This window comes from Colwellia sp. KU-HH00111 (assembly GCF_040362745.1).
Classification (GTDB): Bacteria; Pseudomonadota; Gammaproteobacteria; order Enterobacterales; family Alteromonadaceae; genus Colwellia.
In genome coordinates, this window is sequence record NZ_BAABWO010000007.1 from 184,825 (window position 1) to 210,620 (window position 25,796).

Here is a 25,796-nt window from a genome sequence, read left to right on the forward strand (position 1 = left end):
GAGACAATGTGCGCTTAATTGAAAAAGTGTGGTTTAAACAACATCGGGCAAAATATTGGCTAGTACCCTTATTACTGCCATTGTCGGGTGTGTTTTATTTACTTAGTGCAACGCGCAGGCTTGCATATAAGTTAGGTTTGTTTAAGTCGATTCAAGTCTCCAAGCCGGTTATTGTGGTAGGTAATATAGGTATTGGTGGTAATGGCAAAACCCCCATAGTTGTCGATTTAGTGCAACGATGTAAAGCTCTCGGCTTTAACCCCGGGGTTATTTCACGCGGTTATGGTGCGCACGCAAAAAGCTACCCTTATATGCTTGATAAATACAGTACCAGTTTAGAAGCAGGGGATGAGCCTTTATTAATTTATCAACGCTGTCAGGTGCCTGTTGCGATAGGGGCTGATCGTATTGCTAATGCGCAATGCTTAATTAAGCAAGGCTGTGATATTATTATTAGCGATGATGGCTTGCAGCATTATCGTTTACATCGTGATATTGAGCTAGTAGTTGTTGATGGTAACCGGCTTTTTGGTAATGGCTTGTTGCTTCCTGCGGGTCCTTTACGTGAAGGTGTTTGGCGATTACCACAAGCCGATTTGGTTGTTTTTAACGGAGGTCAACCTGAAAAACTTAATCAGCTAAACCCAAGTGCTTTGTTAATGACTTTAGCAGCCGTTGAGGTTATTCAGATTCACACCGGTAAGCGAGTTTTACTCGCTGATTTTCTCACAGCACAGCCAACCGTTAATGCGCTTGCTGGTATTGGAGATCCGCAGCGGTTTTTCGATACGCTACACACGCTTGGTTTTACTTTGTCACAGCAGCAAGGTTTTATTGATCATAAAGATTTCGCTCTTGATGATTTTAATCAATTTAAAACCGATTTACCGCTATTAATGACAGAGAAAGATGCGGTAAAATGCCAAGCATTCGCATGCGAACACTGGTGGTATTTACCCGTAAGTGCTCATTTTGGTAAGCAAGATGCAAAAACATTACAGGCAATGTTAAAAGCACTGGCAAAGTGAATAAATCATGTAGGACGGAATTTACCCTGACAAAAATGGGCAATGAATTATCCCGACAAAATGAATAACCAAGGTAGGTTGGAATTTAGGAGAATGTGCGTCCTGCATTCTCTAATAAGCTACATCCATGTAGCGTATTCCGACAAAAACGGGCAATTAATTACCCCCTACAAAGAGCAAACCATGTAGGACGGAATTTACCCTGACAAAAACGGGCAATGAATTATCCCGACAAAATGAGACACCAAGGTAGGGCGGAATTTATTCCGACAAAAAACGGGCAATGAATTACCCCGACAAATTAACTAAAGAAAGATAGAGAATAAATTATGGCTTTTGATATAAAACTGATGGAAATACTAGCGTGCCCTGTGTGTAAAGGTAAACTTGATTATAACAAAGCGCAACAAGAGCTTATTTGTAAGTTTGACAACTTAGCTTATGCAATTGATAGTGATATTCCAGTGTTGTTAGAAAACGAAGCGCGTCATATTTCTGTTGATGACCCTGCAACATCTAATATACAGGAAGGTTAATTATGACGGTTGCCACAGATACCCCTAGAGCAGATTCAGCTGAGTTTATTGTTGTTATTCCTGCTCGGTTTCAATCATCTCGGTTACCTGGGAAGGTGTTGGCTGATATTGGTGGCAAACCCATGATCCAGTGGGTGGTAGAAAAGGCGCAATTAAGTGGTGCCAGAAAAGTTATCGTAGCAACAGATAATGATGACGTTGAACAAGTAGTCCAAAGTTTTGGTGGTGAGGTCTGCAAAACACGTAGTGATCACCAATCAGGCACAGAGCGTTTAGCTGAGGTGATGGAGCAATATCAATTTAGCGACAATGAAATTATTGTGAATGTTCAAGGTGATGAGCCTTTTATCCCACCGGAAAATATTGCCCAAGTGGCTGATAATTTAGCCAATCAACAATCATCTCATGTGAATAAAGTGTCACGCATGTCCACGCTGGCAATCAACATTGGCTCAGCTGAAGAAGCATTTAACCCTAATGCAGTGAAAGTCATTACCGATAAAGACGGTTATGCCCTGTATTTTAGTCGAGCCACTATTCCTTATGACAGAGAAAGGTTTTTAGGCAAAGATAGCATCGAAACCATAGGCGATTTTTATTTACGCCACGTTGGCATTTATGCCTATCGAGCGGGCTTTATTAAGGACTATGTTAATTGGCCAACGAGTCAAGTAGAGCAAATTGAAGCACTTGAGCAATTAAGAGTGCTCTATCAAGGTGAACAAATTCATGTGGCAGTAGCCAAATCAAATGTGCCAGTTGAAGGGGTTGATACACCCGAAGATCTTGAAAAAGCAAGACAATATGCGGCCAAGCTCAACGAATAGAACCTCAAGAAAGAACGTGCACTTACTCGGTGTTAGCTAGTGCATCTTTGGTCGATTGTAAAAAGTTAGCACTGTATTCTACTAAGCTGTGTACTGTGCTTGGTAGTTGATCTATATCGATAGCATCAATTAAGTTTTTCACTTCTAAACCAAGCTCGGTATCACCTTCAATTTTCAATCTACGCTGAAAAAACAAGGTGTCTGGGTCTTGCTTGCGCCCAGCAATTAATACTAAATCGTCGCCTGTGGCACTAAAACTAACATCTTCATGCTGATTGTTGGTCGCCATTTCTGCTTGTGAGGCCATAATCAGCTGGTCTTCGTCAAAACTTAACCACCACGTTAGTCCTAAGTCAGTAATTGCAATTTTCAGCCATTTGTCTTGCAAAAATTCAAAATCACCGTCTTCAAGCGCTTCTCTAAACACTGAAGTTAACGCGGGAAGTAACACTGCTTTTTGTGCTTTAAAAGGTAATAAACGCAAACTGGGGCGTAATATTTTTGGCATGGTTTCAATCATGCGAGCACGCCAATGTAATGGTAGCTTTTCCATTGACGTCATTTTAATAGCAGTACGAGGCAGTGAGGGTAAATTTAGCACGATATTGGCCCATCTATATAAGAATAGGCGATAGTTTAACAGCCAATAGTAAAACTTTGCTGAACTAGATCAAATTTTCTTTAATACATATCAATAAACTTTTACGGAGAAAGCTCTAGACTATTGGCCAAGTTTATTATGTCGTACAATTTGGAGTTTTTTGTGGAGCTATTATGCCCAGCGGGGAATTTACCCGCCTTGAAAACCGCTATAGATAATGGTGCCGATGCCGTGTATATCGGCTTAAAAGATGATACTAATGCCCGCCATTTTGCCGGACTAAATTTTAATGATGGTAAATTAGCGAAGGGGGCCGATTATGTCCACGAACGGGGAAAGAAATTACACGTAGCAATTAATACGTTTGCCCATGCCAGCGGCGAAGAACGTTGGCAAAAAGCGGTAGACAATGCCGTAGCTATTGGCACTGACGCATTAATTATTTCTGATTTAGGGGTGCTTGATTATGCGGCTAATAAATACCCTGATGTTGAGCGTCATGTATCAGTGCAGGCTTCTACCACTAACCTTGAGGCCATTAAATTTTTCAAAGATAATTTTGACGTCGATCGTGTGGTGTTGCCGCGAGTATTATCGGTACAGCAAGTAAGGCAATTAGCTAAATCAAGCCCAGTACCATTAGAAGTTTTTGCTTTTGGTAGCCTTTGTATTATGGCTGAAGGTCGCTGTTATTTATCATCCTATATGACGGGTGAGTCACCTAATACTATGGGTGCGTGTTCTCCGGCAAAGTATGTACGCTGGCAAGAAACAGAGCAAGGCTTAGAGTCACGTTTGAATAACGTGCTAATCGATCGATATCAACCGGATGAAAATGCGGGTTACCCTACCTTATGTAAAGGTCGCTTTGATGTTGATGGTGATGTTTATCATGCCTTAGAGGAGCCTACCAGCCTAAATACCCTAGAGTTGATTCCTGATTTAATTGCTATGGGTATTGTTTCAGTAAAAATTGAAGGACGTCAACGTAGCCCTGCTTATGTTGAACAAGTTGCAAAAACGTGGCGCATGGCATTAGACAGATACCAACAATCACCAGACAATTTTCAAGTGGAAGGTAGTTGGATGCAAACCTTGGCAAACCTGTCGGAAGGCTCGCAAACAACCTTAGGTGCATATCACAGAAAGTGGCAGTAATTGGTATGCATTTTGTGCTGTATTGCCCCGTTTATTGATTAGAAGTGCTCATTAACTCTTCGGGAAAGCATGTGAACACTTAAACGGTGGCGTGAATGGTGAAATACCAGATGTACACAGTAACGACTAACGTCAACCAGGTGCTTCTTTCACTCAATGTAACCGTACAACTTAAAACTGACAATCTATACAATAATTGATAGTTAAAGATTTAGGAAAAATTATGAAATTCTCTCTTGGCCCTAATATGTTTTTTTGGCCGAAAAATGACGTTGAACAGTTTTACAATCAAGCAAAAGAGTCTAGTGCAGATATTATTTATTTGGGTGAAACGGTTTGTTCTAAGCGCCGTGAGTTAAAAGCGAAAGACTGGTTAGCGTTAGGTCGTGAATTAGCCAATGACACAGATAAAGAAATTGTTATTTCAACCATGACCTTATTAGAGTCGCCAGCTGAAATCATCACTATGAAAAAACTGTGTGAAAACGGTGACTTACTCATTGAAGCCAATGACTTAAGTGCTGTGCAAATTATGCACGATTTAAAAATGCCGTTTGTCGCAGGCCCGGCGATTAACTGCTATAACTTATCAACGATAAAAGTGCTCCTTAAGCAAGGAATGACGCGTTGGTTAATGCCTGTTGAGCTTTCAGGTGATTGGTTAAACACTATTTTGACTCAAGCTGTTGATGAAAATATTCGAGATAAGTTTGAATGCGAAGTGTTTTCATGGGGATATTTACCATTAGCATACTCTGCTCGTTGCTTTACTGCGCGCTCTGAGGATAGACCTAAAGATGATTGTCAATATTGCTGTATTAACTATCCACAAGGTCGAAAAATGAACTCTCGTGAAGGCGAACAAGTTTTTGTGCTAAATGGCATTCAAACTATGTCCGCTTACCAGTATAATCTCATTAACGAAGTTAATCAGCTAAAAGAGATGGGTGTCGATATTGTTCGTATCAGCAGTGATAATGAACAAGCCTTTGGTCAACTTGACAAATTTAAACAACAATTAGTGTCACCTGTGAAATACCCGTTAGATCAAGAACACGAATGTAACGGTTTCTGGCACAAAATTGCTGGTATGTCAGTTGCTTAAACGCTGCCTGTAACAGCTGAACAATATTAAGCGCTTAAAAGAGAACCTTATGTATACCTTAAATTTAAACCAAATGAGCCAGAATGAGTTTTTAACAAAATACTGGCAAAAAAAGCCGGTAGTGATCCGCCAAGGTTTTAAAAACTTTGTAGACCCTATCGAACCCGATGAGTTTGCGGGTATTGCCATGGAAGAAAACGTGCAGTCGCGCTTGGTTTATAAAAAAGACGGTCAATGGCAAGCTGAATTTGGCCCATTTGAACGTTATGAACACTTAGGTGAACGTGATTGGTCTTTGGTGATACAAGCGCTTGATAATTTTTCAGAAGAAGCCGCAGCACTTATTGAACCGTTTCGATTTTTACCACACTGGCGCTTAGATGATTTAATGACAAGCTTTGCTACTCCAGGCGGAGGCGTAGGGCCTCATATTGATAATTATGATGTGTTTATTTGCCAAGGCTCAGGAAAACGCCATTGGCGCGTGGGTGATAGAGGGCAGCATGCAGAATTGATTGCCCATGAAGCCTTATTACATGTAGAGCCATTTGACGCCATTATTGATGCTGAACTTGAAACAGGCGATATTTTATATATACCACCGGGTTTCCCGCATGAAGGTGTAGCGCTTGAGCCATCTATGAGCTTTTCTGTTGGTTTTCGGGCTAATTCAGCTATTAGTTTGTTAAGTGGTTTTGCGGATCATTTAATTGATAATGAGTTAGGCGGACAGTTACTTGAAGATCCCCACAGACAAGCAATCGCTAATAGTGGTGAAATTAGTCATCAAGACTATCAAAGCATAAAAGCCCAGTTGCAAAACTTACTTGATGACGACAACACCTTCAAACACTTCGTCGGAAACTTCTTAACCAGTGCTAAGCATGAGTTAGATTTAATGCCCAGTGATGAACCTTTTGAGCGAGATGAAGTGAGTGAGTTACTTGCTATACATGCCATTAAACGTTTAGGTGGGCTAAGAGCATTCTACTTTGATGATACGATTGATGAGGGCATTTGCTATATCAATGGCGAACAGCTGATGTTTGCTAAAGAAATAGCTCCAGTTGTTAAATTATTATGCAATCAGCTTGTTATTATGCCGAATGATTTAGCACCTTGGCGTGACAATGAACAATTCCTCGATCTTATGATCAAATTATTGGATCAAGGCTTTTGGTTTTGGACTGAGGCATAAGAGGCATAATAGTTAATCTGCTTCATATATACCCAAACGAGCACCTTGAGGTGGCTTAGGTATATGTCTGAAAATTGTTCTGATAAGGAAAAACATGCGTTTAGATAAATTTATCTGTAAAAGCACTGAACTAACGCGAAACGAAGCTAAAAAACTCCTTAAAAGTGGTGATGTTCGTGTTAACGGTGAAGTTGCTAAAAACGCAGCAATGCAGGTACATGAGAATAATACGATTACCGTTGATGGCCAAGCCTTAACACCAAGAACGTCACGGTATTTTATGCTTCATAAAATGGTCGACTCTATTTGCTCTAATGTTGATGAAGTGTATCCGTCGGTTTTACATTTTCTCGACGTTGACAAAGCGTTTGATTTGCATATTGCTGGCAGGCTTGATGCTGATACTACAGGCTTAGTGTTAATTACAGATGATGGCCGGTGGTCACATAATGTGATATCACCGAAAAAAGACTGCAGTAAAACTTATCGAGTATGGCTGAGAAATGCCATTAATGATGATAAAGCGGATGAGTTAATTGCGCAATTTAAGCAAGGTCTGCAATTGCAAGGAGAGAGTTCATTAACTCGTCCTGCCATCTTAGAAAAAGTGACTGATGACCAAGTTTTGCTAACCATTACTGAGGGCAAATATCACCAAGTAAAACGAATGTTCGCTGCAGTAGGCAATAAAGTGGTTGGCTTACACCGTGAACAAATTGGTGGTATTGAACTTGGCGACTTAGCTCCCGGACAATGGCGCAGTTTAACCGAACAAGAAGTCGCTTTGTTTGACCCTACCCCTAATAAATAAAGGATAGGGTGCGCTTGTCGCAACTTAGTCCTTTATTTATTGTGCAAGCCCGTTGTTGATCTGTACCCTTTATACAGTTAAAAACCAGTTTGGTTCAGGCTTATATCATTTGTATGAAAATGGATTTAACCACTTTTTACTCGTTAATCAGTTGAGGGCTTTAATGTTAAGCTATTGATGGAATAAGATATTTATCGTACTGTAGATTTTTATAAATTTATGAAAGAAGGGTAATCTTCGTGGGAAAACATGAAGTGTATCCTGCTTTAAGTGTTGAAAAGAGTATCGAGGCTCAAATGAAATTTTGGTTAATCATAATTGTTATTATGTATTTTACATGGACTTCTATCGATTTACGTTCAGGTAGCTCATTTGAAAGTGTCTTAGCTCCTTTAATATTTGGTTTTTCTGCATTCATTGCAGCGTTTAGGATTTTTTATCAATTAGGTCTGTTTGGTGGTGGAAGTTCAAGCAGCAGTAGTGGCTCAGGTGGTTTTTTTGGTGGCAGTGACGGTGGGGGATCTGGCGGCGATTGTGGTGGAGAGTAATCAGCAAAAATTGAAAAAGTGACAAAGCCACCCATGATAACTCTTGTAGCTGAATTCTAGGAGAGTGTCTGCCGTCACGTTAGGGAAATATACTATGGCTGCTATGGCAGGCCTGATTAAATTGATTATTGTTCAGTTTGAAGGATGCTGCTTATTATTAAAAATAATATATCGCTTGATCCAATAAATGTATGTTTGAATAGTTCTTTTGGCAAATCTATGTGTGATCATAAATTCGTAGATGCTATTTAAAAATAAAGATTGAGGCATAGTAAAAAAAGACTTGAGTGCTGTGTTTGTGTACAGTATACCAGAAAATAAAAATGTGTCTTTGATAGACGGAATAATTCCGTAATGCACGCAAAGCTTAAATAGTTTATATATTGTAAAAGCTTTTGATATTTAATACGAAACAGGATGTTTTAATAAAAATCATGATAGACGGAAAATATCCGTGTTTAAACACGGAATTATTCTCTCTATTAAGCTGTTATGTCACTTTGAAGTATGCTCAAATCTATACTCAGAATTTATTGTTGGTTAAAAAACAAACTGGTGCTACTGTAGTTTGTGTGTATAAAACACGCCTTTCAGAAAAGTTGCTAAACTAATAATCAACTCTGTTTGGTGATATTTAAAATAATTAAAAAGGAAATTATTATGAAAAATTTGATCTTATTGATTGCTGCTGTGTTTGTTTTTCAAGGGTGTGCCGTTGGTGGAAAAGGTGGAAGAGATGGTGGTGACGCTTCTGTTGAAGTAGGGGATGTAAAACCGGATATAGATACATGTGTTGGAACAACTGTCGAATGTAATAAGGACAGCAAGGACAATTAGGAGAAAGGAAATGAAATTTATTACTATATTTATAATTGTATTAATTTTGTCTGGTTGTTCTGTTGGTGGGAATTCTAGAAATGGTGATGGTGGGAATGCGAGTACATCAATTCCTATTACTGTCCAAAAAGTTGATTACGGTCAAATCTGTTATTCCCAAGCCGGCGGCTGCCCAATGTATCAACCACTTGTAGTGGGTTCACTGTGTTACTGTCAAACACCATATGGAAATGCACCTGGTAAAGTGGGACAGTGACATAACACATATGAGCCTATCTCCCGTCAATAGACAATAGTGTTCTTTTAGCTGCCGCTAGGCAGCTAGTTGTTTTCAATCAGTAAATTCGTCTTCTTCGTTATGTCAGCTAGCCATTAAACACCCGTTTACGGCAAACACATATTGAGGCTCTCTTGTTGTGATCTCATCACTGCCTGCTTTCATTATCACTTTTGGAAGCAGGGGCACTAGACATTCATCGGTTAACCTTTTGCTGGCACTATTCAAGTATCATGACTACTTATTGCTAAACAGGTTTCAGTTAGTTTCATAAATTAAATAAGCCACCCATAATTACTTTCAGCAAAAACTAACCGTTAACCGGCAATTCTTTTATTATAAATATTAACGCGATGATGAGAAAAGTGGCTTAGTGAGCTGCTTTATTCCCCTTGACCAAGCTTTCTCTGACGTTAAGGTGAATTCTAGATGAGTGTCTGCCGTCACGCTTGGGAAACGTTGTTTTTTGATGTGTTGTCTTTTTGTTTTTTGTTTGTTTGTTTTTATCGCTAACTAGAATTAGGCACTGTTCAAACAGGCTTGAGCATTTGCAATGCCATGGGTGCGCTTTAAGCCAACATGTTCGCTAAATTCACTTAAGTGCGCTGCGGTTCCTACAGCGCCAGTGAAAATAGATTCAAATTGTGTGGTGAGTTTTAACCAACTGTCATCACTAATATGTAGTCTTGTGAGTATATTGCCTGCATTAGGGTTAATAGCACCACGTTTATCACTGCGTATTACTTTTCCTGTTTCATCTACTAGGGTTAAATAGTCTTTTAAACTAAAGGTAATACCCTGAGTTTTGTCTTGGTGTTCGTTACCAGTAAAAGGGCGTAATTGTTTAGGTTGTTTACCGTTAATGGCCGCTTTGATGCGTAATTGAATACTGGTGAAACTTGATTGCTCGGGTGTAGGCGCAATAGTTGCTCGTACGGGGTTTAAATCAACATAAGCCATACAAGATAATAAGGCGCCTTCATCAAGCAGGGCTTGAGATTTAAAACGACCTTCCCAAAAGTGCCCTGTACATTTATCTTCTTTATTGGCTTGTCTGGCAATAGGCTCATTTAAACTACGCATAAACCAGCTGATATCAATTAAACGTTGTTTGTATATTTGTGTAGTTGCTTCTACCATCGCTAGCTGATATTTATCAAGGGGTTGGTTGTTTTGGTATTGCCGTGTGAGGTGAGTGCCTTTAAATAAGCGATGCCAGCGCTGTAGCACATCCAAGACTGACCAACGTTTTACTTGCTCGCTATCCACATGCAGTACCAAATGCAGGTGATTATGCATAATAGCATGGGCACAAATATCAATAGCAAAGACTTGCGTGAGTTGAAACAGGCGTTTTTCAATCCAACTACGTCGGTGTTCAAAGCTGATGCCGGTTGTTGTATCTACACCGCATAAGAAGGCTTTGCGCACGGTGCGGCTGCAAATATGATAATACTGGGTATCGAGTAAACAAATTTGTTGTGAGCGGGGTTCAGGCATCATAGCGTCCATACTTGATTGAGGTACATAAAGTGTAGTTTATGTTGGGGAAGTTGCAAAAGTTATTATGGGTGGCCTGATAAGTTGGCCCTAGTTTGGCATACTGGCGGGATCGGTCAATAGTTAAAAAAGATCCTTCGAAAATAATTAGCCTTGGTGAATAGTTACATTAATACTAAATTATCTCCCTAAATCAGCAATAATTCATATCCCCTCAAGGTAAAAAATAAAATCACCAAAAACGTAAACGTTTTTGATTGTTAAAAGAAAATAATCCAGTTAAAGTGATTTTATTAAAAAACAATTAAAAAACGAGTTATTCTACAGGTCGTTAGGTGAATCAAGGAGTGTTCAAAAATGGATATCTTTCAAACCAATGTAAATATTCCTGAGAAGCAACCTTATGAAGGTAATGCGACTCAGAAGCAAAAGCAAAAATTGTGGGAACTTGGCTTCAGAGAACAAAATATTATCGATGATCTTGGTAAGGCTCAAGCCAGTAACTTGATTGATCAAGTGATTATATTGCAAGAAAAATATCAAGTACTGTCATTTCACAAGAAGAAACTTAAGTTATGGTTACCTGTTTTAATATTATCAATTCTGCTCCCTATTTTTGCTGCCAATGAGGCATTATTCGCAATGTGTTTAATTTTATTAGTAGGTTCAGGTTACAGCACTTTAAAACATGGTTTAAAATTTACTAAAGCAAAATTCACCTAATAAATAAAGGATAGGTTGCGCTTGCCGCAACTTAATCCTGTTGTTGAAAATCAATAAAACTGAAGTGAATTTTTTTGTTTAAGGTATGTTTAGCGGTAGTTTTCAGGCTTAGCCTATTTTTTATTTACTTCATTAAATTTAGCTAATTGCTCTTCAGTAGCAGGCAGTTGATGTTTTTCTTTCCATTCACTGTATGGTATGCCGTATATTTGCTCTCTGGCAGTGTCAATATCAACACTGACACCTAGTTTTTCTGCCTCGGCGACGGTCCATTTACTAAAGCAGTTACGACAAAAGCCAGCAAGGTTCATGAGTTCGATGTTTTGTACATCTTTTCGATTGTCTAAATGCGCTAATAAACGGCGAAATACGGCGGCTTGAATTTCAATTTCTTTATTCATAATTATCTTCTTTGTTGTGCTATTGTTGGTTGTTAATATGGTTGCAATCACCTGTCAGTATTTGAATTATTTCCCGTCCATTAAAGGCTTATTTAATGGCTTGGCTAACGGCTTCATCGGCTGGTTTACTTGGGTCGAAACGCCTTATTTGTACAATCATGCCGATATAAGGATGATCAAAATAATGGATTTCACCCGTGATTACACGTCTATTTTGATTGAAATTAATTAGTTTTCTTGATGACTGTTTTAGTTGCTCAGTCACTTGGTTAACGGGTGCTTGATTAAATATATTAAAGTCAGCGGTAATATAAAGGTAATGATCTAAGTGAACCTTAAAGAAACCATCTAAATACCAAGGTTGTAATGGTTTTTTGGGTGGTTCTGCAAACGCTAAGGTGTTTTCTTCATGGGGCAGCGTAGCCGCTTGTGGTGTAATAAGATCATCAATGGTTTGGTTGTCAATTTTTTCAATAATAGCAGCAAGGGCATCATCAGGTATAGACGCGTTATCTTGTTGAGTTAGGTATTGTGTTTTAGATAAAAGCTTATTGATAACTATTTGTTTATCATTGCTTTGTACTTGTGATGCTTGAACATTAGCCTCAATCGATAGATTATCATTGCTTGTCAGCTTGCTGAGATCGCCATCATGGTTATTTGCTAACGCCAAAGTGTGGGGCACCTGTGTTTGTTCAAGATCTTTTTGGTAAGTAGCCAAAGCTTGTTGGTATTTATCTTGAAAGTGCTCACCAGCAAACATCTTAAGAGGGATCGCTTTACTTTCAGTGATCCCCACCTGACGCCAGCCAAAATGTAATAACGGTTGAAATTCTTTACTCCAGCGTATGCTTTGGTAGATATCTTTCAGTAATAATGAGTTATCAGCAATTAAATAGGGCGAACTTTCATTATGTGCTCCTGCTGCTGATAATTTTGCGGGTAAAGCGTCGATAGTAAAAGCATCTAGATTGAAATCAACGAGGTGTTGTTTATCAAATAAAGCGTCAATATCATTTTGCGCGATTATGCATAAATTATCGGTTGAGAAAATAGCTTTATCGAGCGCGTCATTTTCAAAATCTAAATCTAAATCTAAATCAAAATTATAACTTGTAGCGTGCTCTAGCTCTGCTGTAACAGCGTGTTCACTTACCGTATTGTTACTAGCGCTTATTAATTCATTTTCTTTGCTTGTTTGACTCGTACCAATAGCCTCGGTAATGGCGGTTACCTGCTCATTAATATTAGGTGAGGTAAAGCTTGTAATTTGTGTTATTTGAGCTAAATTTTCAGCAAATTGAGCACTGATAACTGGCATAGCCTCAAATTGTGGCTTAGGTTGGTTATACTCAGCACAAGAGGGCAGTAATTGTTTTAACTGTGTTAAATCTGGCTGCAAATAAGGCGTTAACAAGTCAAAATACTTTGTGTAGTTTGGCAATGTTTCTGGTGTGATATTATCCGGGAATTTTTCTTTTAGTGTGTTTTTATCACCGAGTTGTTTGAATAAAATCACTTCAACTTCGAACCAACGCTCCGTGCTAACTTGTCCAGCAGCAAAAGCATTGTTTATTGTAAATAGTGAGCTACTCAAAATAATCAGTGAAGAGAAAAAAGCTGAATTAAATTTCATTAACCGTCCAATTGCCTTGTATAGGATTTAATAAGTTATTTGTGCAGTAACGCGCTTGTTCGTTACTGCTTGGTTGTTGTTAGCTCATTGAGTAGTGTGGCGACTAAGCTAAATCGTGCTTGTTCACCTTCACTTGAATGGCTAAATTTAAGTTTGTTTGGTGGTACCATCTTATACATTGTTGGTTGTTTTTGCACTAAGCTAATGAGTCGCATGTGATCCACGCTGGTATCATCATTAAACTCGATAGAGCCGCCTTTTTCGCTAATATCTATACGTGCAATACCAATAGCTTGCGCTTTTAAACGAACTTTAGCAATATTGACTAAGTTTTTTGTTGCTTGTGGTAGTAAACCAAAGCGGTCAATTAACTCGACTTGAATATCGTCTAACTGTGTTTTGTTTTTACAGCTGGCGATGCGTTTATAAAGACTTAAGCGAAGACTAACATCAAAAATGTAATCGTCGGGAATTAAAGCGGGTAGTCTTAATTCTATTTCTGTTTGCTTGGCAGTGACTTGACTGAGCGATAATTGCTTGCCTTCTTTCAACGCGGCAACTGCGTGGTCAAGCATTTCCATATATAAGCTAAAGCCCACTTGGCTCATTGACCCTGATTGATCTTCACCGAGCAGTTCACCGGCACCACGAATTTCTAAGTCATGAGTTGCTAAGGTAAAACCAGCCCCTAAGTCTTCTAAGGATGCGATGGCCTCTAAACGCTTTTTCGCATCTTTAGTCATGCGTTTTTCGTGAGGCGTTAATAAATAAGCGTAGGCTTGATGGTGAGAGCGTCCAACACGTCCTCGTAATTGATGCAACTGGGCTAAACCTAAATGATCGGCTCTGTCCATGATAATGGTGTTAGCACTGGGCACATCAATGCCGGTTTCAATTATGGTGGTACAAACTATCACATTGAAGCGCTGATGGTAGAAGTCACTCATAATGCGTTCGAGTTCACGTTCACGCATTTGCCCATGTGCAGTTACCACCCGGGCTTCGGGCACTAATGCCTGAATATCAGCAGCGGTTTTTTCTATAGTATCAACGTGATTATGCAAATAATAAACCTGACCACCACGTAAGGTTTCTCGCAAAATAGCTTCGCGAATTAATGCGTCATCGTGTTGTCTAACAAAGGTTTTAACGGCTAATCTTTTCGCCGGTGGTGTGGCGATTATCGATAAATCACGCATACCGCCCATTGCCATATTAAGCGTTCTAGGTATTGGAGTAGCCGTTAAAGTAAGAATATCGACATTACTGCGTAACTTTTTGATCTTCTCTTTTTGTTTAACACCAAACCTATGCTCTTCATCAACAACCAGTAAGCCTAAGTTTTTATATTTGATACTATTTTGTAATAGTTTGTGGGTGCCAATTAAAATATCAACCTGGCCTGACTCGACTTGGTTGATGATTTCTTTTTGCTCTTTAGCACTTTTAAAACGAGATAACATTTCGATTGAAACGGGCCAATTGGCAAACCTATCGCGAAAGTTTTCATAATGTTGCTGCGCTAACAAGGTGGTAGGCACTAATATAGCGACTTGCTTACTATCATTAACCGCAATAAAAGCGGCGCGCATAGCTACTTCAGTTTTGCCAAAACCAACATCACCACATACTAGTCTATCCATGGTTTTTGGAGATAACATATCGCTGACTACGGCATTGATGGCCTGTTGTTGATCAAAGGTTTCTTCGAAGCCAAAACTATCACTAAAGGATAAATAATCGTCTTTATCTCGTTTAAAAGTATAGCCATGATTACTGGCTCGTTTAGCATAAATATCAAGTAGTTCGGCAGCAACATCTCTGACTTTTTCTGCTGCTTTTTGTTTTGCTTTACTCCAGGTATCGGTACCTAGTTTGTGCAACGGTGCGTGATCAGCATCGGCGCCTGAGTAGCGGCTGATTAAATGTAATGAGGCAACCGGTACATATAGTTTTGCGTCGTTTGCATAGCTTAACATCAAAAATTCCGTTGTGATCCCGCCTGTTTCTAATGTTTGTAACCCTAAATAGCGACCAATACCATGTTCGATGTGCACCACAGCTTGACCAATAGATAGTTCAGCCAAGTTTTTAAAGATAGCATCAGTTTCAATATCTTGAGATTGATTACGTCGTCTTGATTGGCGAACATGATCTCCCAATAGTTCTGCTTCTGTAATTAAAGCGATAGCATTCTTTTTAGCACTGCCTTTAGCTTGGAATGTAAAACCTTGGTTAAGGGCGTTTACGCTTATTCCTAGTGGTTCGTCAGTCTCAATAAACTCGGCAATAGAATTAAAAACTTTGGGCTTAATATTATCACGAGCTAGTAACTCTAATACGCTTTCACGACGTCCTTGGCTTTCAGCAATAAATAACACTTTATTGGGCGTATCTTTTGAATTAATAAAATGGTTTATTAATTCAAAAGGCTGCTTGAGTTTGTGATCTATGGTGAGATCAGGAAGGGCAGTTACGTCAAAATATATAGCGCTCGATTTTTTCTTTTTTTCCAACGCGAGTATTTCATCGTTAGCGACTACTTGTTCTGTTTCTTGGTTCGGGACTATTGTGACTCGAGCAAATGGTTTTAATGCGGCATAAAGTGATTCTTGGCTTAAAAATAATTGCTGAGGCGGAAGTAATGGCCGTGTTGGGTCATAACGTCTATTGTCATAACGATATTCAATATCTTGCCAGTATTGTTGTAATGACGTATCTAAATCACCCGAAATTGCAATAAGTGTGTTTGGTGCTAAATAGTCGCATAAGGTATTGGTGTTTTGGTTTTCCGACTGAATATTTTCAAAGAACAGCGGTAAGTAATACTCTATGCCAGGTGGCAAAATGCCATTGCTCACTTGATGATAAATAGATTCTTTATCAATAGAGCTTTTAAAAAGTTCTCTATATTGGCTTCTAAATAAACTAATGGCTGCTTTATCGGTTGGAAATTCATGTGCAGGTAATAAATTAATGTTATCGACTTGCGCATTAGAACGTTGGTTTTCAGGATCAAATAAGCGAATATCATCGATTTCGTCGTCAAAAAAGTCGAGACGAAATGGTGTATTACTTCCCATGGGAAAGAGATCTAAGATTGCCCCTCGCGCTGAAAACTCACCATGCTCCATCACCTGATTAACACATCGATAACCACTGGCTTCTAGGTCTTGCTTAAGTTTAGTTAACTCTTTTTTATCCCCTTTATTAATCATCAGACTGTTAGCTTCAATGTATTGTTTGGGCGCTAGGCGCTGAGCTAACGTTGTCACCGGGACAATCACAATACCTTTTTTTAGCCTAGGTAGTTGATACAGTGTGGCTAGGCGTTGTGAAATAATGTCTTGATGAGGAGAAAAAGTGTCATAAGGCAAGGTTTCCCAGTCAGGAAATAAGTAAATAGGTAAGTCATCATCATCGGTGCGTAAACTGTGCAACTCTTGTGATAGCTTTAACGCAGAAGGTGTGTCGTGGGTAATTAATACAATTGGAGCATCACTTGAGCGCGCACCATGATATAAGGCCATACTCGCACTAGAGCCTGGTAAATTATGCCAGGTTTTTTTATCAACGGTAGTTGTTTTATTTTTAGCCAGTGTGGGCGTTAGTAAACAGCTTGTTTTGCTCATAGTGTAATTAAAATGGTAATTCGAAAATAATGACTGCACATTCTAACTATTTTTCGGTAATTTTAAATGAATTTGACAAAAATAAATTTTATATCTAAACCTATAAGTGACCGTTTGATGAAATGGTTACTACATTAATGGAATCAATTACAAGGAATGAATATGAAAGTTTTATCACTTAAAGCACTATCCTGTGCATTATTAACCTCTACTTTACTTCTTAATGGCAATCTTGCTGTAGCTGAAACTAAAACAGGGACTGACGCTAAACCAGTTACTGAGGCAGTAGTTAAACAGCAAGTGGTTCATTTGAACAAATCAACTATCGATGATTTATTGACCTTAAAAGGAATTGGTCATAAAAAAGCACAGGCGATCTTAACCTATCGCCAACAAGTGGGTGATTTTAAATCGGTAGCCGACTTAGCTAAGGTGAAAGGTATAGGCAATAAAGTACTTATTGATAATAAAGCACGGCTTAAGATTTAATGGAAGTATAAGCTTTTAACTTAAAAGTCAGCAGCTTGCTGACTTTTTTATTTGAAAAGCTAAAGTATAAAACAAACTCTTTTATTCTATTTGGTTATATAAAATTGATTTCTTATATGGAATAACTTGTCTGATTATGGCATTCTTGCTCTATTAATTTTCATCAACATTTGTATTGGCAATGAATTTAACCCATTTAAAAAAATTAGAAGCAGAATCTATTCACATTTTTCGTGAAGTCGCAGCAGAATTTGACAACCCTGTAATGCTTTACTCTGTAGGTAAAGATTCGGCAGTATTATTACACTTAGCTCGAAAAGCCTTTGCGCCAGGTAAAATCCCTTTTCCGTTATTGCATGTTGATACAAATTGGAAATTTAAAGAGATGATCGCATTTCGTGATCAAATGGCAAAAGACTATGGTTTTGAATTGCTAGTTCATCAAAATCCTGAAGGTATTGCAATGGGCATGGGTCCATTCACTCACGGTAGTGCTAAACATACAGACGTGATGAAAACCCAAGGCTTAAAGCAGGCGCTTAATAAATACGGTTTTGATGCGGCATTTGGTGGCGCTAGACGTGATGAAGAAAAGTCGAGAGCAAAAGAGCGTGTATATTCTTTTCGCGATAAAAATCATCGCTGGGACCCTAAAAGTCAACGACCAGAGTTATGGAACATTTACAATAGTAAAGTTAACCAAGGTGAAAGCATTCGTGTTTTTCCATTGTCTAATTGGACTGAGCTTGATATTTGGCAGTATATCTATTTAGAAAGCATTCCTATTGTCCCGCTATATTTGTCTCAAAAGCGTCCTGTGGTTGAGCGTGATGGCACCTTGATCATGGTTGACGATGATCGTATGAAGATTGCTGAAGATGAAGAAGTACAAATGTTAGATGTTCGCTTTAGAACGCTAGGTTGTTACCCATTAACAGGCGCGGTGGAATCTAAAGCAACGACCTTGCCTGAAATTATTCAAGAAATGCTCTTAACAAAAACGTCTGAACGCCAAGGTCGTGTCATTGATCACGATAGTGCAGGTTCAATGGAAAAGAAAAAAATGGAAGGTTATTTCTAAACAATTCTTCTGTTTTAACAATGACCTTTACCTAACCAAATTATAGATTTTGAGAGAACATTATGAGTCACCAGTCAGGCTTAATTGAAGATGATATTCAAGCTTATTTAAAGCAACATGAAAACAAAGAATTAGTGCGCTTTTTAACGTGCGGTAGCGTAGATGATGGTAAAAGTACCTTGATTGGACGTTTATTGCATGATTCAAAAATGATTTTTGAAGATCAGTTAGCCGCAATTGAAAAAGATTCAAAAAAATCAGGCACTACTGGTGAAGCGGTAGATCTAGCCTTACTTGTAGATGGCTTGCAATCTGAACGCGAGCAAGGCATTACTATTGATGTAGCCTACCGGTATTTCTCGACAGAAAAACGCAAGTTTATTATTGCTGACACTCCCGGTCATGAACAGTATACCCGCAACATGGCAACGGGCGCTTCAACTTGTGATTTGGCCATTATTCTAATTGATGCCCGTTACGGGGTTCAAGTGCAAACTCGACGTCATTCTTTTATTTGTTCGTTATTAGGGCTTAAACATATTATCGTTGCGGTTAATAAAATGGACTTGGTTGACTACTCGCAAGAGCGTTATCAAGAAATTAAAAAAGAGTACCGTGAATTTGCACAATCGCTCAATTTTAGTGACGTACGTTTTGTACCAATGTCAGCTTTAAATGGTGATAATGTTGTTGAAGAAAGTAACAACATGCCTTGGTACCCGGGCGCTACCTTAATGAAATTGTTAAATACTATCGATGTTGATCAACAGGATGAATTTACCCAATTTCGTTTTCAAGTTCAGTATGTAAACCGCCCTAATCTTGATTTTCGTGGCTTTGCCGGCACTATTGCTTCTGGGCACGTTTTGGTTGGCGATACTATTGTTGCTTTGCCATCGGGTAAAGAAAGTGTAGTCAAAGAGATTGTGACCTTTGATGGTAATCTTGAGCGTGCTGATAAAGGTATGGCTGTCACTTTAACCCTTGAAGACGAAATTGATATTAGCCGTGGTGAAATGATTGTTAAGAAAGGGTGTTTACCTATTTCTTCGAAAGAGTTTAATGCCACAGTGGTATGGATGCATGAAAACGAGTTAGAGCCAGGACGTGAATATTTAATTAAGCACGGCAGCAAAACAACTACGGGTCATGCTCAAACTATTGTTAGTAAGTATGATGTTAATACCATGGAAACCGAGTCAAGTACGCAGTTAGCGGTGAATGATATTGGTTTAGTTGATTTTGTTGTTGAAGAAGCGTTGCATTTTGATGCCTATCAAGACAATCAAGGCACCGGTGCTTTTATCATTATTGATAAATTAAGTAACATCACAGTTGGCGCAGGTATGATCACTCATGTGCTTGACCAACAAGAGCATGAATACTCAGCATTTGAGCTTGAGTTTAATACCTTGGTTCGCAAGCATTTTCCTCATTGGGGTGCTAGAGACATAACCAAGTCATAGCACAAGATATTACCGGTTAATCGGTAATATCTACTGATGACGTTTAAGGACAATGATGACAATACAACAGTGGTTGATGATAGCGGTTTTTATCGCCACGTTTGTGGGGTTGTTAAAATATCAACGCTTACCAGAACGAATTTTTTCACTCACGGTACTTGCTTGTTTAGCCTTGTCGTTTGTCAGTGTTGACGATATTCTCACCAATGCGGTTAACCCGGGTTTGGTCACCTTACTTTTATTGGTAATTTGTTCTTTTTCGTTTGAAAGAACCAGTATTTTACGTCGCTTGAGCAACAGTGTTTTTAACGGCTCTAAATTCAGGTCTATGCTGAGGCTTTTTATTGGCACAGCTTTCGCCTCGGCATTAATGAGTAATACCGCTGTGGTGGCAACGCTGATTAACAGTGTTAAAAATAATAAGCTGATGAATGCTGGTAAACTGTTACTGCCGCTATCTTATGCTGCCATTTTAGGTGGCACGTTGACCTTAGTTGGCACTTCAACGAATCTTATTGTTAATAGTTTATTGCTTGAGCATGGTGCTGAAGGTTTTAGTTTTTTTGATTTTTCAGCCATTGGGTTAATGGCGTTATTCTTTTGTTTGTTAATTATCGTACTCCGCGCTCGCACCTTACCTCATATGGAGCAAAGAGCGTTATCTACGCAAGATTACCTATTAGAAGCTGAAGTTGCCGACGATTCAAAACTGATCAATAAAAGTATTGAAGAAAATGGCTTAAGAAATTTAGATTCCTTATTTTTGGCAGAAATTGTGCGTAAAGGTCGTTTAATTTCACCTGTGACCCCTGAAGAGAATCTGCAAGCAGGCGACAAGCTTATTTTTAGCGGTGACATATCTAAGGTGCTAATATTACAGCAATTTGATGGACTGACCCTGTTTGCTGAGCAAGATGATTTGTTACGTGATAATTTAACCGAAGTATTAATAAAGTCTGACTCGGCTATTACGGGGAAAACCTTAAAAAAAGCAGGTTTTCGCGCGCGATTTGATGCTGCTGTCGTTGCTGTTCGTCGTGAAGGTTGTGCCTTATCGGGTAAGTTAGGTGATATTGTGCTAAAGCCGGGTGATTTTTTAGTGCTGGCTGTTGGACAAGACTTTGCTAGTAGAACCAACTTATCAAAAAACTTTTTTATTTTGTCAGGCCATCAAGCCGTTAATATGCTTAGTGGCTGGCGTGACTATGGCACCATTTGGGGGTTTTTACTTGCTATTGCCGTATCAGTATTAACGCCAGTTTCCTTATTGAGTTGTTTGTTTGTTTATGTCGCGGCGCTTATTTTTAGTGGTGCGCTCACTGTGAACGAAATTAAACGACGTTTCCCGTTAGAAATTTGGATGATAGTGCTTGGCGCATTAACGTTAGCTAGTGCAGTAGAAAATACTGGACTAGCGTCAATAATAGCCAGCTCTATTGAGCAGTTGCTTGATGGGCGCAGCGTCTATCTTGCCTTTATTGCTATTTTTATTATCACCTTGTTAATGACCGAATTAATCACTAATAGTGCTGCTGCCGCACTAACGTTTCCAATTGCTTATAACATTGCCATAGGTCTAGGGGTTGACCCTATACCTTTTGTTATGGCGGTGGCGTTTGCTGCTAGTGGTTCTTTTATTAGCCCTTACGGTTACCAAACCAATGTGATGGTTTATAATGCCGGTAATTACCAACTAACTGACTTTGTAAAGTTTGGTTTGCCAGTGTCAGTCGTTTATAGCGTAACCGTTTTAATAATGATCCCTTTAGTCTTTCCTTTTTAGACTAACGCCTAATAACATGCAAACAGCATAAAGAGTGCAAGATGAAAACAGAAAATACGGTGTGGCATCAACAGCATGTCGCTAAAGAACAACGAGCAATGCTTAAAAATCAACAACCTTGTTTACTTTGGTATACCGGCTTAAGTGGCTCGGGAAAATCTACTGTTGCCAACGCGGTTGATGCATTATTATTTAGTTTAGGTTGTCATAGTTATTTACTTGATGGCGACAATGTTCGTCATGGGTTGAATGGTGATTTGGGCTTTAATGATCAAGACCGTATTGAGAATATCCGCCGTATTAGCGAAGTTTCAAAATTATTTATAGATGCTGGACTTATTGTCTCTACCGCTTTTATTTCACCTTTTTCACAAGACAGAGCGAGTGCAAGAGCAAAACTTGCGCCAGGTGAATTTATCGAAGTGTACATAGATACCCCCATAAGTATTTGTGAGCAACGCGATCCAAAAGGTTTATACAAAAAAGCACGTGCGGGCGAAATTAAAGATTTTACTGGTATCGATTCAACTTATGATGTGCCTGAAAAACCAGAAATCCACGTGAAAACAGCTGACTTATCGGTAGCACAATGTGCCGAGCAAATTGTTAACTACTTAGCTGAACAAGGCTTTATTACCTTTAATAAGAATCAAGAGTAATACTATGCATTATGATGTTTTTAATGGTGATGCAGACGGTATTATTGCATTAGTGCAACTACGTTTATCGAACAACAAGCCGCACCCGAAAGACACAAGGTTAATTACCGGTGTAAAGCGTGATATCAGCCTGTTAAAGCAAGTTGATGTTAGTTTGGCGACTTCGGTAACGGTTTTAGATATATCACTTGAGAAAAACAGCGAAGCGTTAACTGCTTTACTGAATAAAAACATTAACGTTTTTTATGTGGATCACCATAGAGCTGGAAAACTGCCACAATCAAGTAATTTAACCAGTTTAATTGATACCGATGCGAATACTTGTACTAGCTTGTTGGTCAATAATTACCTTGAAGGAGAATTTGCACCGTGGGCTATAGCAGCAGCGTTTGGCGATAATATGCAAACATCTGCTGAAAAACTGGCTGAGCAATACCAGTTATCGGTTGCACAACAAGCATTACTAAAAGAGCTTGGTATTTATATTAATTACAATGGTTATGGTCGTAATGTTGAAGATTTACACTTCCATCCAGCGCAGTTACTGGAAAAACTATCGCAATACGCAAACCCTTTTGCACTGATAAATGAAACAGGCTCTATATTTCATCAACTTAAAGCAGCTTACCTCGCTGATATGGCGAAAGCGAAAGGCTCAGAGGTTCTTGTCAACAATAAACAATTAACGGCAGTACAGTTAGCCGATGAGCCTTGGGCAAGACGAGTAAGTGGTGTTTTTGGCAATGAGCTAGCCAATGCGGCACCTAATAAAGCCCATGTAGTTGTAACCCAGAATGAAAGTGATGATGAGCAAGCGCCTACTTTTACCATAAGTTTAAGAGCACCCTTGCATAATAAGCAAGGCGCTGGCGAGATCTGCACTCGTTTCCCAACAGGCGGAGGAAGAGCTGCTGCAGCGGGAATAAATACCTTACCAGCAGAAATGCTTGGCGATTTTTTTGATACCGTGGCAAAATATTACTCATAGTTTACATTTTTCATATTTTAAAGAGACTTTTTAAAGGAATAACATGAGTTTATTAATAACCGGTGGAACAGGGTATATTGGTAGTCACACTGTAGTTGAACTACTCACCTTAGCAGAAACTCAAGATATTGTGATTGTTGATGATTTATCAAATTCATCGACTAAAGTCCTTGAAAAAATGGAACAAATCACCAATAAAACAGTGACCTTTATTAAAGCAGATATTTGTGATTATGAGACAATGAATGCTGTTTTCTCTCAGCATACCATTGATTCAGTTATTCATTTTGCCGGGCACAAAGCGGTTGGTGAGTCTAATGAAAAGCCCTTAAGTTATTATCATAATAATGTTGCAGGCACACTCACCTTGTTGCAAGTTATGGCGGAGCATCAGGTTAAAAAATTAGTTTTTAGCTCTTCAGCAACTGTTTATGGCGATAATGTTTCTCCGCTAAATGAAACAATGCCAACGTCAGCGACTAACCCCTATGGCCAAACAAAATTGATGGTTGAACATATTTTGTTTGACCTCGCTAACAGTGATAGCGATTGGTCAATTGCCTGTTTACGATATTTTAACCCAATTGGTGCTCATCACTCTGGATTAATCGGTGAAAATCCAAATGGTATTCCTAATAATTTATTACCTTACGTTGCACAAGTTGCAGTTGGGCGGCTAGCACAATTACAAGTGTTTGGTGATGATTATGATACGGTTGATGGTACTGGGGTTCGAGATTATATTCATGTGGTAGATTTGGCTCAAGGTCATATAAAAGCGTTGCAGAACTTAGATAAAATATCAGGATGCAAAGCAATTAATTTAGGAACGGGTAATGGTACCTCGGTACTTGAAATTGTTAATGCGTTTAAAACGATAAGTGGTCAGGATATTCCTTATCAAATAGTTCCAAGACGCGAAGGCGATTTGGCGACAGTATACGCTAATGCGGATCTAGCTCATCAACTACTGGGGTGGCAAGCAACGAGAGATTTACACACTATGATTGAAGACACTTGGCGTTGGCAATCACAGAACCCTCAAGGTTTTTAGTTAAGAGGGAGTACCATCATAGTTTGCTAATTACAAATACAACTACAACTACTGACTTGATATATTAGCCTGTTAATTGGCTCTGTTCATCAGCCCAAGCTAACGCTTGATTATAATGAATAACCGCTTGCTCTTTATCAAGTTTTAGCTTTTCCATTACTAAATTGGTCTTATCCCATTGTGCGTGTTCAATAAACTCAACTAATTTTATAATGGCTGCCATGGTGCCTTTACGCGTTAGTAAAGGATCTTTTATTTCTGCTGCTAATGGTAGTTTAGCCAGTACACTCTCAAGTTCTTCATCTAAAATGGCATCGATCATTGATAGCAAGCCAGTTAAAAAAGCAATAGAATCATCTACCTTTGAGTTCATGTCATGGGCAACCAATTCACAAAATTTAGCACGAGTCATCGCAAGTTTTATTAATTCTGAGGGTTTATCTGGGTTTGCGGTAACGGCAAACATCAAACCGAGGAAGCGTTTTAGCTCAACTGATCCTAAAATAACTAAGGCTTGTTTTATGGTAGAGACTTCGCTTCTACGTCTAAAAATAGCTGAGTTTGCATAACGTAATAACTTATAGGATAAGGAAACATCACGTTCAAAAACGCTGGTAATACTGGCAAGATCCAACTCTGGTTTTGACGTTTCATATAATAATTCTGCCATAGCCAATTGTGATGGTGTTAAGTTTTTAGTCTTCACCATTTCTGGCTTGGCAAAAAAGAACCCTTGAAAGTACTTAAAGCCTAGTTGTAGCGCCTGTTCATATTCTTGGTAGGTTTCTACTTTTTCAGCAAGTAGTTCAATGTGAGGAAAGTCTTTAATCGCTAGGATCACATCTTTTACTTCATCAAAAGATGTTGCTTGTATATCGATTTTGATTATTTTAATAAAAGGATAAAAATGTAGCCAAACCGCTTGATGCTCGTAATCGTCTAACGCTATGGTATATCCTTTACTGTGTAAATCTTTACATACGCTAAGTAATTTTTTGCCAGGCTTGATGGTTTCTAAAATTTCAACAACCACTTCTTCGTTGGTTAACATTTCAGGATAACCGTCAACTAACGTGTCAAGTGTGAAGTTTATAAAGGCGGGCTTATTACCGGTAAATTCGCTGATACCCATATTAAATTTACTGGCTTCAATCATTTTACTGGTTGCTTCGTCGCCATCAATATCAGGAAAAACATTGGTTAAGCTGTCGCGAAAGAGCAGCTCATAAGCATACAGTTTTTTATTTGCATCTAAAATAGGCTGTCTAGCGGCGTAAAAGTACATAGTGTGAGCGTTATCTTTTTAAATAAAAACAGTTACTAATAAATATACCTGTTCTGCTTGAAGATGCAAGATAGTAGTGGATTTATTCTGATGTTTAATAACCTAAGGTTCTTCTTGGTGCATATAAACACATACGGGGACGGGTTTATTTTTAGTGTTATTCTTGATAGCGT

The 25,796-nt window shown here is 38.8% G+C and carries 25 protein-coding genes; 18 read left to right on the forward strand and 7 right to left on the reverse strand.

The genetic code is table 11. The annotated features are described in order from the left end of the window. Positions 1 to 8 precede the first annotated feature (8 nt). From lpxK to kdsB, 3 genes are all read left to right on the forward strand, one after another. Complete coding sequence (lpxK, locus tag ABXG98_RS14040; protein ID WP_353539316.1) at positions 9 to 1,028, forward strand: tetraacyldisaccharide 4'-kinase; 1,020 nt, start codon at positions 9 to 11, stop codon at positions 1,026 to 1,028. Between the two features lie 329 nt (positions 1,029 to 1,357). Further along, entirely contained in the window at positions 1,358 to 1,564 is a 207-nt protein-coding gene (locus tag ABXG98_RS14045) for a Trm112 family protein (RefSeq protein ID WP_353539317.1), read from the forward strand. Positions 1,565 to 1,566: 2 nt separating this feature from the next. Further along, positions 1,567 to 2,391, forward strand: coding sequence for a 3-deoxy-manno-octulosonate cytidylyltransferase (kdsB, locus tag ABXG98_RS14050; RefSeq protein ID WP_353539318.1), 825 nt, complete (start codon positions 1,567 to 1,569; stop codon positions 2,389 to 2,391). Between the two features lie 22 nt (positions 2,392 to 2,413). Here the strand turns inward: kdsB and ubiT are convergent, their stop codons facing one another. After that, positions 2,414 to 2,992 carry a ubiquinone anaerobic biosynthesis accessory factor UbiT gene (gene ubiT / locus ABXG98_RS14055; protein WP_353539319.1) on the reverse strand — a complete coding sequence of 193 codons (579 nt, stop codon included), beginning with the start codon at positions 2,990 to 2,992 and terminating at the stop codon, positions 2,414 to 2,416. Positions 2,993 to 3,154: 162 nt separating this feature from the next. Here ubiT and ubiU point away from each other — a divergent pair, with 162 nt between their 5' ends. From ubiU to ABXG98_RS14080, 5 genes are all read left to right on the forward strand, one after another. Then, positions 3,155 to 4,150 carry a ubiquinone anaerobic biosynthesis protein UbiU gene (ubiU, locus tag ABXG98_RS14060; RefSeq protein ID WP_353539403.1) on the forward strand — a complete coding sequence of 332 codons (996 nt, stop codon included), beginning with the start codon at positions 3,155 to 3,157 and terminating at the stop codon, positions 4,148 to 4,150. 223 nt (positions 4,151 to 4,373) lie between these two features. Further along, the gene (locus ABXG98_RS14065) at positions 4,374 to 5,255 is read left to right on the forward strand and encodes a U32 family peptidase (RefSeq protein WP_353539320.1); all 882 of its coding nucleotides are present in this window, start codon (positions 4,374 to 4,376) and stop codon (positions 5,253 to 5,255) included. Positions 5,256 to 5,304: 49 nt separating this feature from the next. After that, a complete protein-coding gene (locus tag ABXG98_RS14070) occupies positions 5,305 to 6,453 on the forward strand; it encodes a ribosomal protein uL16 3-hydroxylase (RefSeq protein WP_353539321.1) in 1,149 nt (382 codons plus the stop codon). Between the two features lie 94 nt (positions 6,454 to 6,547). After that, positions 6,548 to 7,264, forward strand: coding sequence for a 16S rRNA pseudouridine(516) synthase RsuA (rsuA, locus tag ABXG98_RS14075; RefSeq protein ID WP_353539322.1), 717 nt, complete (start codon positions 6,548 to 6,550; stop codon positions 7,262 to 7,264). Positions 7,265 to 7,503: 239 nt separating this feature from the next. After that, positions 7,504 to 7,812: a hypothetical protein gene (locus tag ABXG98_RS14080; protein WP_353539323.1), complete on the forward strand. Its 309-nt coding sequence runs from the start codon at positions 7,504 to 7,506 to the stop codon at positions 7,810 to 7,812. Between the two features lie 132 nt (positions 7,813 to 7,944). Here ABXG98_RS14080 and ABXG98_RS14085 read toward each other — a convergent pair whose 3' ends face one another. Beyond that, positions 7,945 to 8,082, reverse strand: coding sequence for a phage integrase N-terminal SAM-like domain-containing protein (locus ABXG98_RS14085; protein ID WP_353539324.1), 138 nt, complete (start codon positions 8,080 to 8,082; stop codon positions 7,945 to 7,947). Between the two features lie 390 nt (positions 8,083 to 8,472). On the opposite strand from ABXG98_RS14085, the gene ABXG98_RS14090 reads away from it, so the two are divergent. Together ABXG98_RS14090 and ABXG98_RS14095 are read left to right on the forward strand one after the other, a co-directional pair. Continuing rightward, positions 8,473 to 8,649, forward strand: a complete 177-nt coding sequence (locus ABXG98_RS14090) for a hypothetical protein (RefSeq protein ID WP_353539325.1) — start codon at positions 8,473 to 8,475, stop codon at positions 8,647 to 8,649. A gap of 10 nt (positions 8,650 to 8,659) precedes the next feature. Beyond that, positions 8,660 to 8,905: a hypothetical protein gene (locus ABXG98_RS14095; protein ID WP_353539326.1), complete on the forward strand. Its 246-nt coding sequence runs from the start codon at positions 8,660 to 8,662 to the stop codon at positions 8,903 to 8,905. Between the two features lie 540 nt (positions 8,906 to 9,445). Here ABXG98_RS14095 and ABXG98_RS14100 read toward each other — a convergent pair. Continuing rightward, positions 9,446 to 10,426, reverse strand: coding sequence for a transposase (locus ABXG98_RS14100; RefSeq protein ID WP_353539404.1), 981 nt, complete (start codon positions 10,424 to 10,426; stop codon positions 9,446 to 9,448). Positions 10,427 to 10,783: 357 nt separating this feature from the next. Between ABXG98_RS14100 and ABXG98_RS14105 the strand changes: the two genes are divergently transcribed. After that, positions 10,784 to 11,149, forward strand: a complete 366-nt coding sequence (locus tag ABXG98_RS14105) for a hypothetical protein (RefSeq protein WP_353539327.1) — start codon at positions 10,784 to 10,786, stop codon at positions 11,147 to 11,149. 113 nt (positions 11,150 to 11,262) lie between these two features. Here ABXG98_RS14105 and ABXG98_RS14110 read toward each other — a convergent pair whose 3' ends face one another. From ABXG98_RS14110 to mfd, 3 genes are all read right to left on the reverse strand, one after another. Beyond that, on the reverse strand, positions 11,263 to 11,550 hold the full coding sequence (locus tag ABXG98_RS14110) for a DUF1244 domain-containing protein (RefSeq protein ID WP_353539328.1): 288 nt from the start codon (positions 11,548 to 11,550) through the stop codon (positions 11,263 to 11,265). Positions 11,551 to 11,638: 88 nt separating this feature from the next. Next, positions 11,639 to 13,186 (reverse strand): CsiV family protein, encoded by a 1,548-nt coding sequence (locus tag ABXG98_RS14115; RefSeq protein ID WP_353539329.1) that lies wholly within the window; start codon positions 13,184 to 13,186, stop codon positions 11,639 to 11,641. A gap of 62 nt (positions 13,187 to 13,248) precedes the next feature. Then, positions 13,249 to 16,818, reverse strand: a complete 3,570-nt coding sequence (mfd, locus tag ABXG98_RS14120) for a transcription-repair coupling factor (protein ID WP_353539330.1) — start codon at positions 16,816 to 16,818, stop codon at positions 13,249 to 13,251. 162 nt (positions 16,819 to 16,980) lie between these two features. Between mfd and ABXG98_RS14125 the strand changes: the two genes are divergently transcribed. The 7 genes from ABXG98_RS14125 (at position 16,981) to galE (ending at position 24,338) form a co-directional block, all read left to right on the forward strand. After that, on the forward strand, positions 16,981 to 17,307 hold the full coding sequence (locus ABXG98_RS14125; protein ID WP_353539331.1) for a ComEA family DNA-binding protein: 327 nt from the start codon (positions 16,981 to 16,983) through the stop codon (positions 17,305 to 17,307). A 181-nt stretch (positions 17,308 to 17,488) separates the two neighbouring features. Then, positions 17,489 to 18,388, forward strand: coding sequence for a sulfate adenylyltransferase subunit CysD (gene cysD / locus ABXG98_RS14130; RefSeq protein WP_353539332.1), 900 nt, complete (start codon positions 17,489 to 17,491; stop codon positions 18,386 to 18,388). Between the two features lie 62 nt (positions 18,389 to 18,450). Beyond that, entirely contained in the window at positions 18,451 to 19,854 is a 1,404-nt protein-coding gene (cysN, locus tag ABXG98_RS14135) for a sulfate adenylyltransferase subunit CysN (protein ID WP_353539333.1), read from the forward strand. A 55-nt stretch (positions 19,855 to 19,909) separates the two neighbouring features. After that, positions 19,910 to 21,637 (forward strand): SLC13 family permease, encoded by a 1,728-nt coding sequence (locus tag ABXG98_RS14140; protein WP_353539334.1) that lies wholly within the window; start codon positions 19,910 to 19,912, stop codon positions 21,635 to 21,637. A 41-nt stretch (positions 21,638 to 21,678) separates the two neighbouring features. After that, the gene (cysC, locus tag ABXG98_RS14145) at positions 21,679 to 22,296 is read left to right on the forward strand and encodes an adenylyl-sulfate kinase (protein ID WP_353539335.1); all 618 of its coding nucleotides are present in this window, start codon (positions 21,679 to 21,681) and stop codon (positions 22,294 to 22,296) included. Between the two features lie 4 nt (positions 22,297 to 22,300). Further along, on the forward strand, positions 22,301 to 23,284 hold the full coding sequence (locus tag ABXG98_RS14150) for a DHH family phosphoesterase (protein ID WP_353539336.1): 984 nt from the start codon (positions 22,301 to 22,303) through the stop codon (positions 23,282 to 23,284). A gap of 43 nt (positions 23,285 to 23,327) precedes the next feature. Next, positions 23,328 to 24,338, forward strand: coding sequence for a UDP-glucose 4-epimerase GalE (gene galE, locus ABXG98_RS14155; protein WP_353539337.1), 1,011 nt, complete (start codon positions 23,328 to 23,330; stop codon positions 24,336 to 24,338). Between the two features lie 64 nt (positions 24,339 to 24,402). Here the strand turns inward: galE and ABXG98_RS14160 are convergent, their stop codons facing one another. Then, positions 24,403 to 25,623: an EAL and HDOD domain-containing protein gene (locus ABXG98_RS14160; protein ID WP_353539338.1), complete on the reverse strand. Its 1,221-nt coding sequence runs from the start codon at positions 25,621 to 25,623 to the stop codon at positions 24,403 to 24,405. Positions 25,624 to 25,796: the final 173 nt, after the last annotated feature.

Excerpts from the sequence above, each read along its gene's own strand:
- ABXG98_RS14045 (WP_353539317.1), top strand. The coding sequence starts at position 1,358 with ATGGCTTTTGATATAAAACTGATGGAAATACTAGCGTGCCCTGTGTGT.
- kdsB (WP_353539318.1), top strand. The coding sequence starts at position 1,567 with ATGACGGTTGCCACAGATACCCCTAGAGCAGATTCAGCTGAGTTTATT.
- ABXG98_RS14065 (WP_353539320.1), top strand. The coding sequence starts at position 4,374 with ATGAAATTCTCTCTTGGCCCTAATATGTTTTTTTGGCCGAAAAATGAC.
- ABXG98_RS14070 (WP_353539321.1), top strand. The coding sequence starts at position 5,305 with ATGTATACCTTAAATTTAAACCAAATGAGCCAGAATGAGTTTTTAACA.
- rsuA (WP_353539322.1), top strand. The coding sequence starts at position 6,548 with ATGCGTTTAGATAAATTTATCTGTAAAAGCACTGAACTAACGCGAAAC.
- ABXG98_RS14085 (WP_353539324.1), bottom strand. The coding sequence starts at position 8,082 with ATGCCTCAATCTTTATTTTTAAATAGCATCTACGAATTTATGATCACA.
- ABXG98_RS14090 (WP_353539325.1), top strand. The coding sequence starts at position 8,473 with ATGAAAAATTTGATCTTATTGATTGCTGCTGTGTTTGTTTTTCAAGGG.
- ABXG98_RS14095 (WP_353539326.1), top strand. The coding sequence starts at position 8,660 with ATGAAATTTATTACTATATTTATAATTGTATTAATTTTGTCTGGTTGT.
- ABXG98_RS14100 (WP_353539404.1), bottom strand. The coding sequence starts at position 10,426 with ATGCCTGAACCCCGCTCACAACAAATTTGTTTACTCGATACCCAGTAT.
- ABXG98_RS14105 (WP_353539327.1), top strand. The coding sequence starts at position 10,784 with ATGGATATCTTTCAAACCAATGTAAATATTCCTGAGAAGCAACCTTAT.
- ABXG98_RS14110 (WP_353539328.1), bottom strand. The coding sequence starts at position 11,550 with ATGAATAAAGAAATTGAAATTCAAGCCGCCGTATTTCGCCGTTTATTA.
- ABXG98_RS14115 (WP_353539329.1), bottom strand. The coding sequence starts at position 13,186 with ATGAAATTTAATTCAGCTTTTTTCTCTTCACTGATTATTTTGAGTAGC.
- mfd (WP_353539330.1), bottom strand. The coding sequence starts at position 16,818 with ATGAGCAAAACAAGCTGTTTACTAACGCCCACACTGGCTAAAAATAAA.
- ABXG98_RS14125 (WP_353539331.1), top strand. The coding sequence starts at position 16,981 with ATGAAAGTTTTATCACTTAAAGCACTATCCTGTGCATTATTAACCTCT.
- cysD (WP_353539332.1), top strand. The coding sequence starts at position 17,489 with ATGAATTTAACCCATTTAAAAAAATTAGAAGCAGAATCTATTCACATT.
- cysN (WP_353539333.1), top strand. The coding sequence starts at position 18,451 with ATGAGTCACCAGTCAGGCTTAATTGAAGATGATATTCAAGCTTATTTA.
- ABXG98_RS14140 (WP_353539334.1), top strand. The coding sequence starts at position 19,910 with ATGACAATACAACAGTGGTTGATGATAGCGGTTTTTATCGCCACGTTT.
- cysC (WP_353539335.1), top strand. The coding sequence starts at position 21,679 with ATGAAAACAGAAAATACGGTGTGGCATCAACAGCATGTCGCTAAAGAA.
- ABXG98_RS14150 (WP_353539336.1), top strand. The coding sequence starts at position 22,301 with ATGCATTATGATGTTTTTAATGGTGATGCAGACGGTATTATTGCATTA.
- galE (WP_353539337.1), top strand. The coding sequence starts at position 23,328 with ATGAGTTTATTAATAACCGGTGGAACAGGGTATATTGGTAGTCACACT.
- ABXG98_RS14160 (WP_353539338.1), bottom strand. The coding sequence starts at position 25,623 with ATGTACTTTTACGCCGCTAGACAGCCTATTTTAGATGCAAATAAAAAA.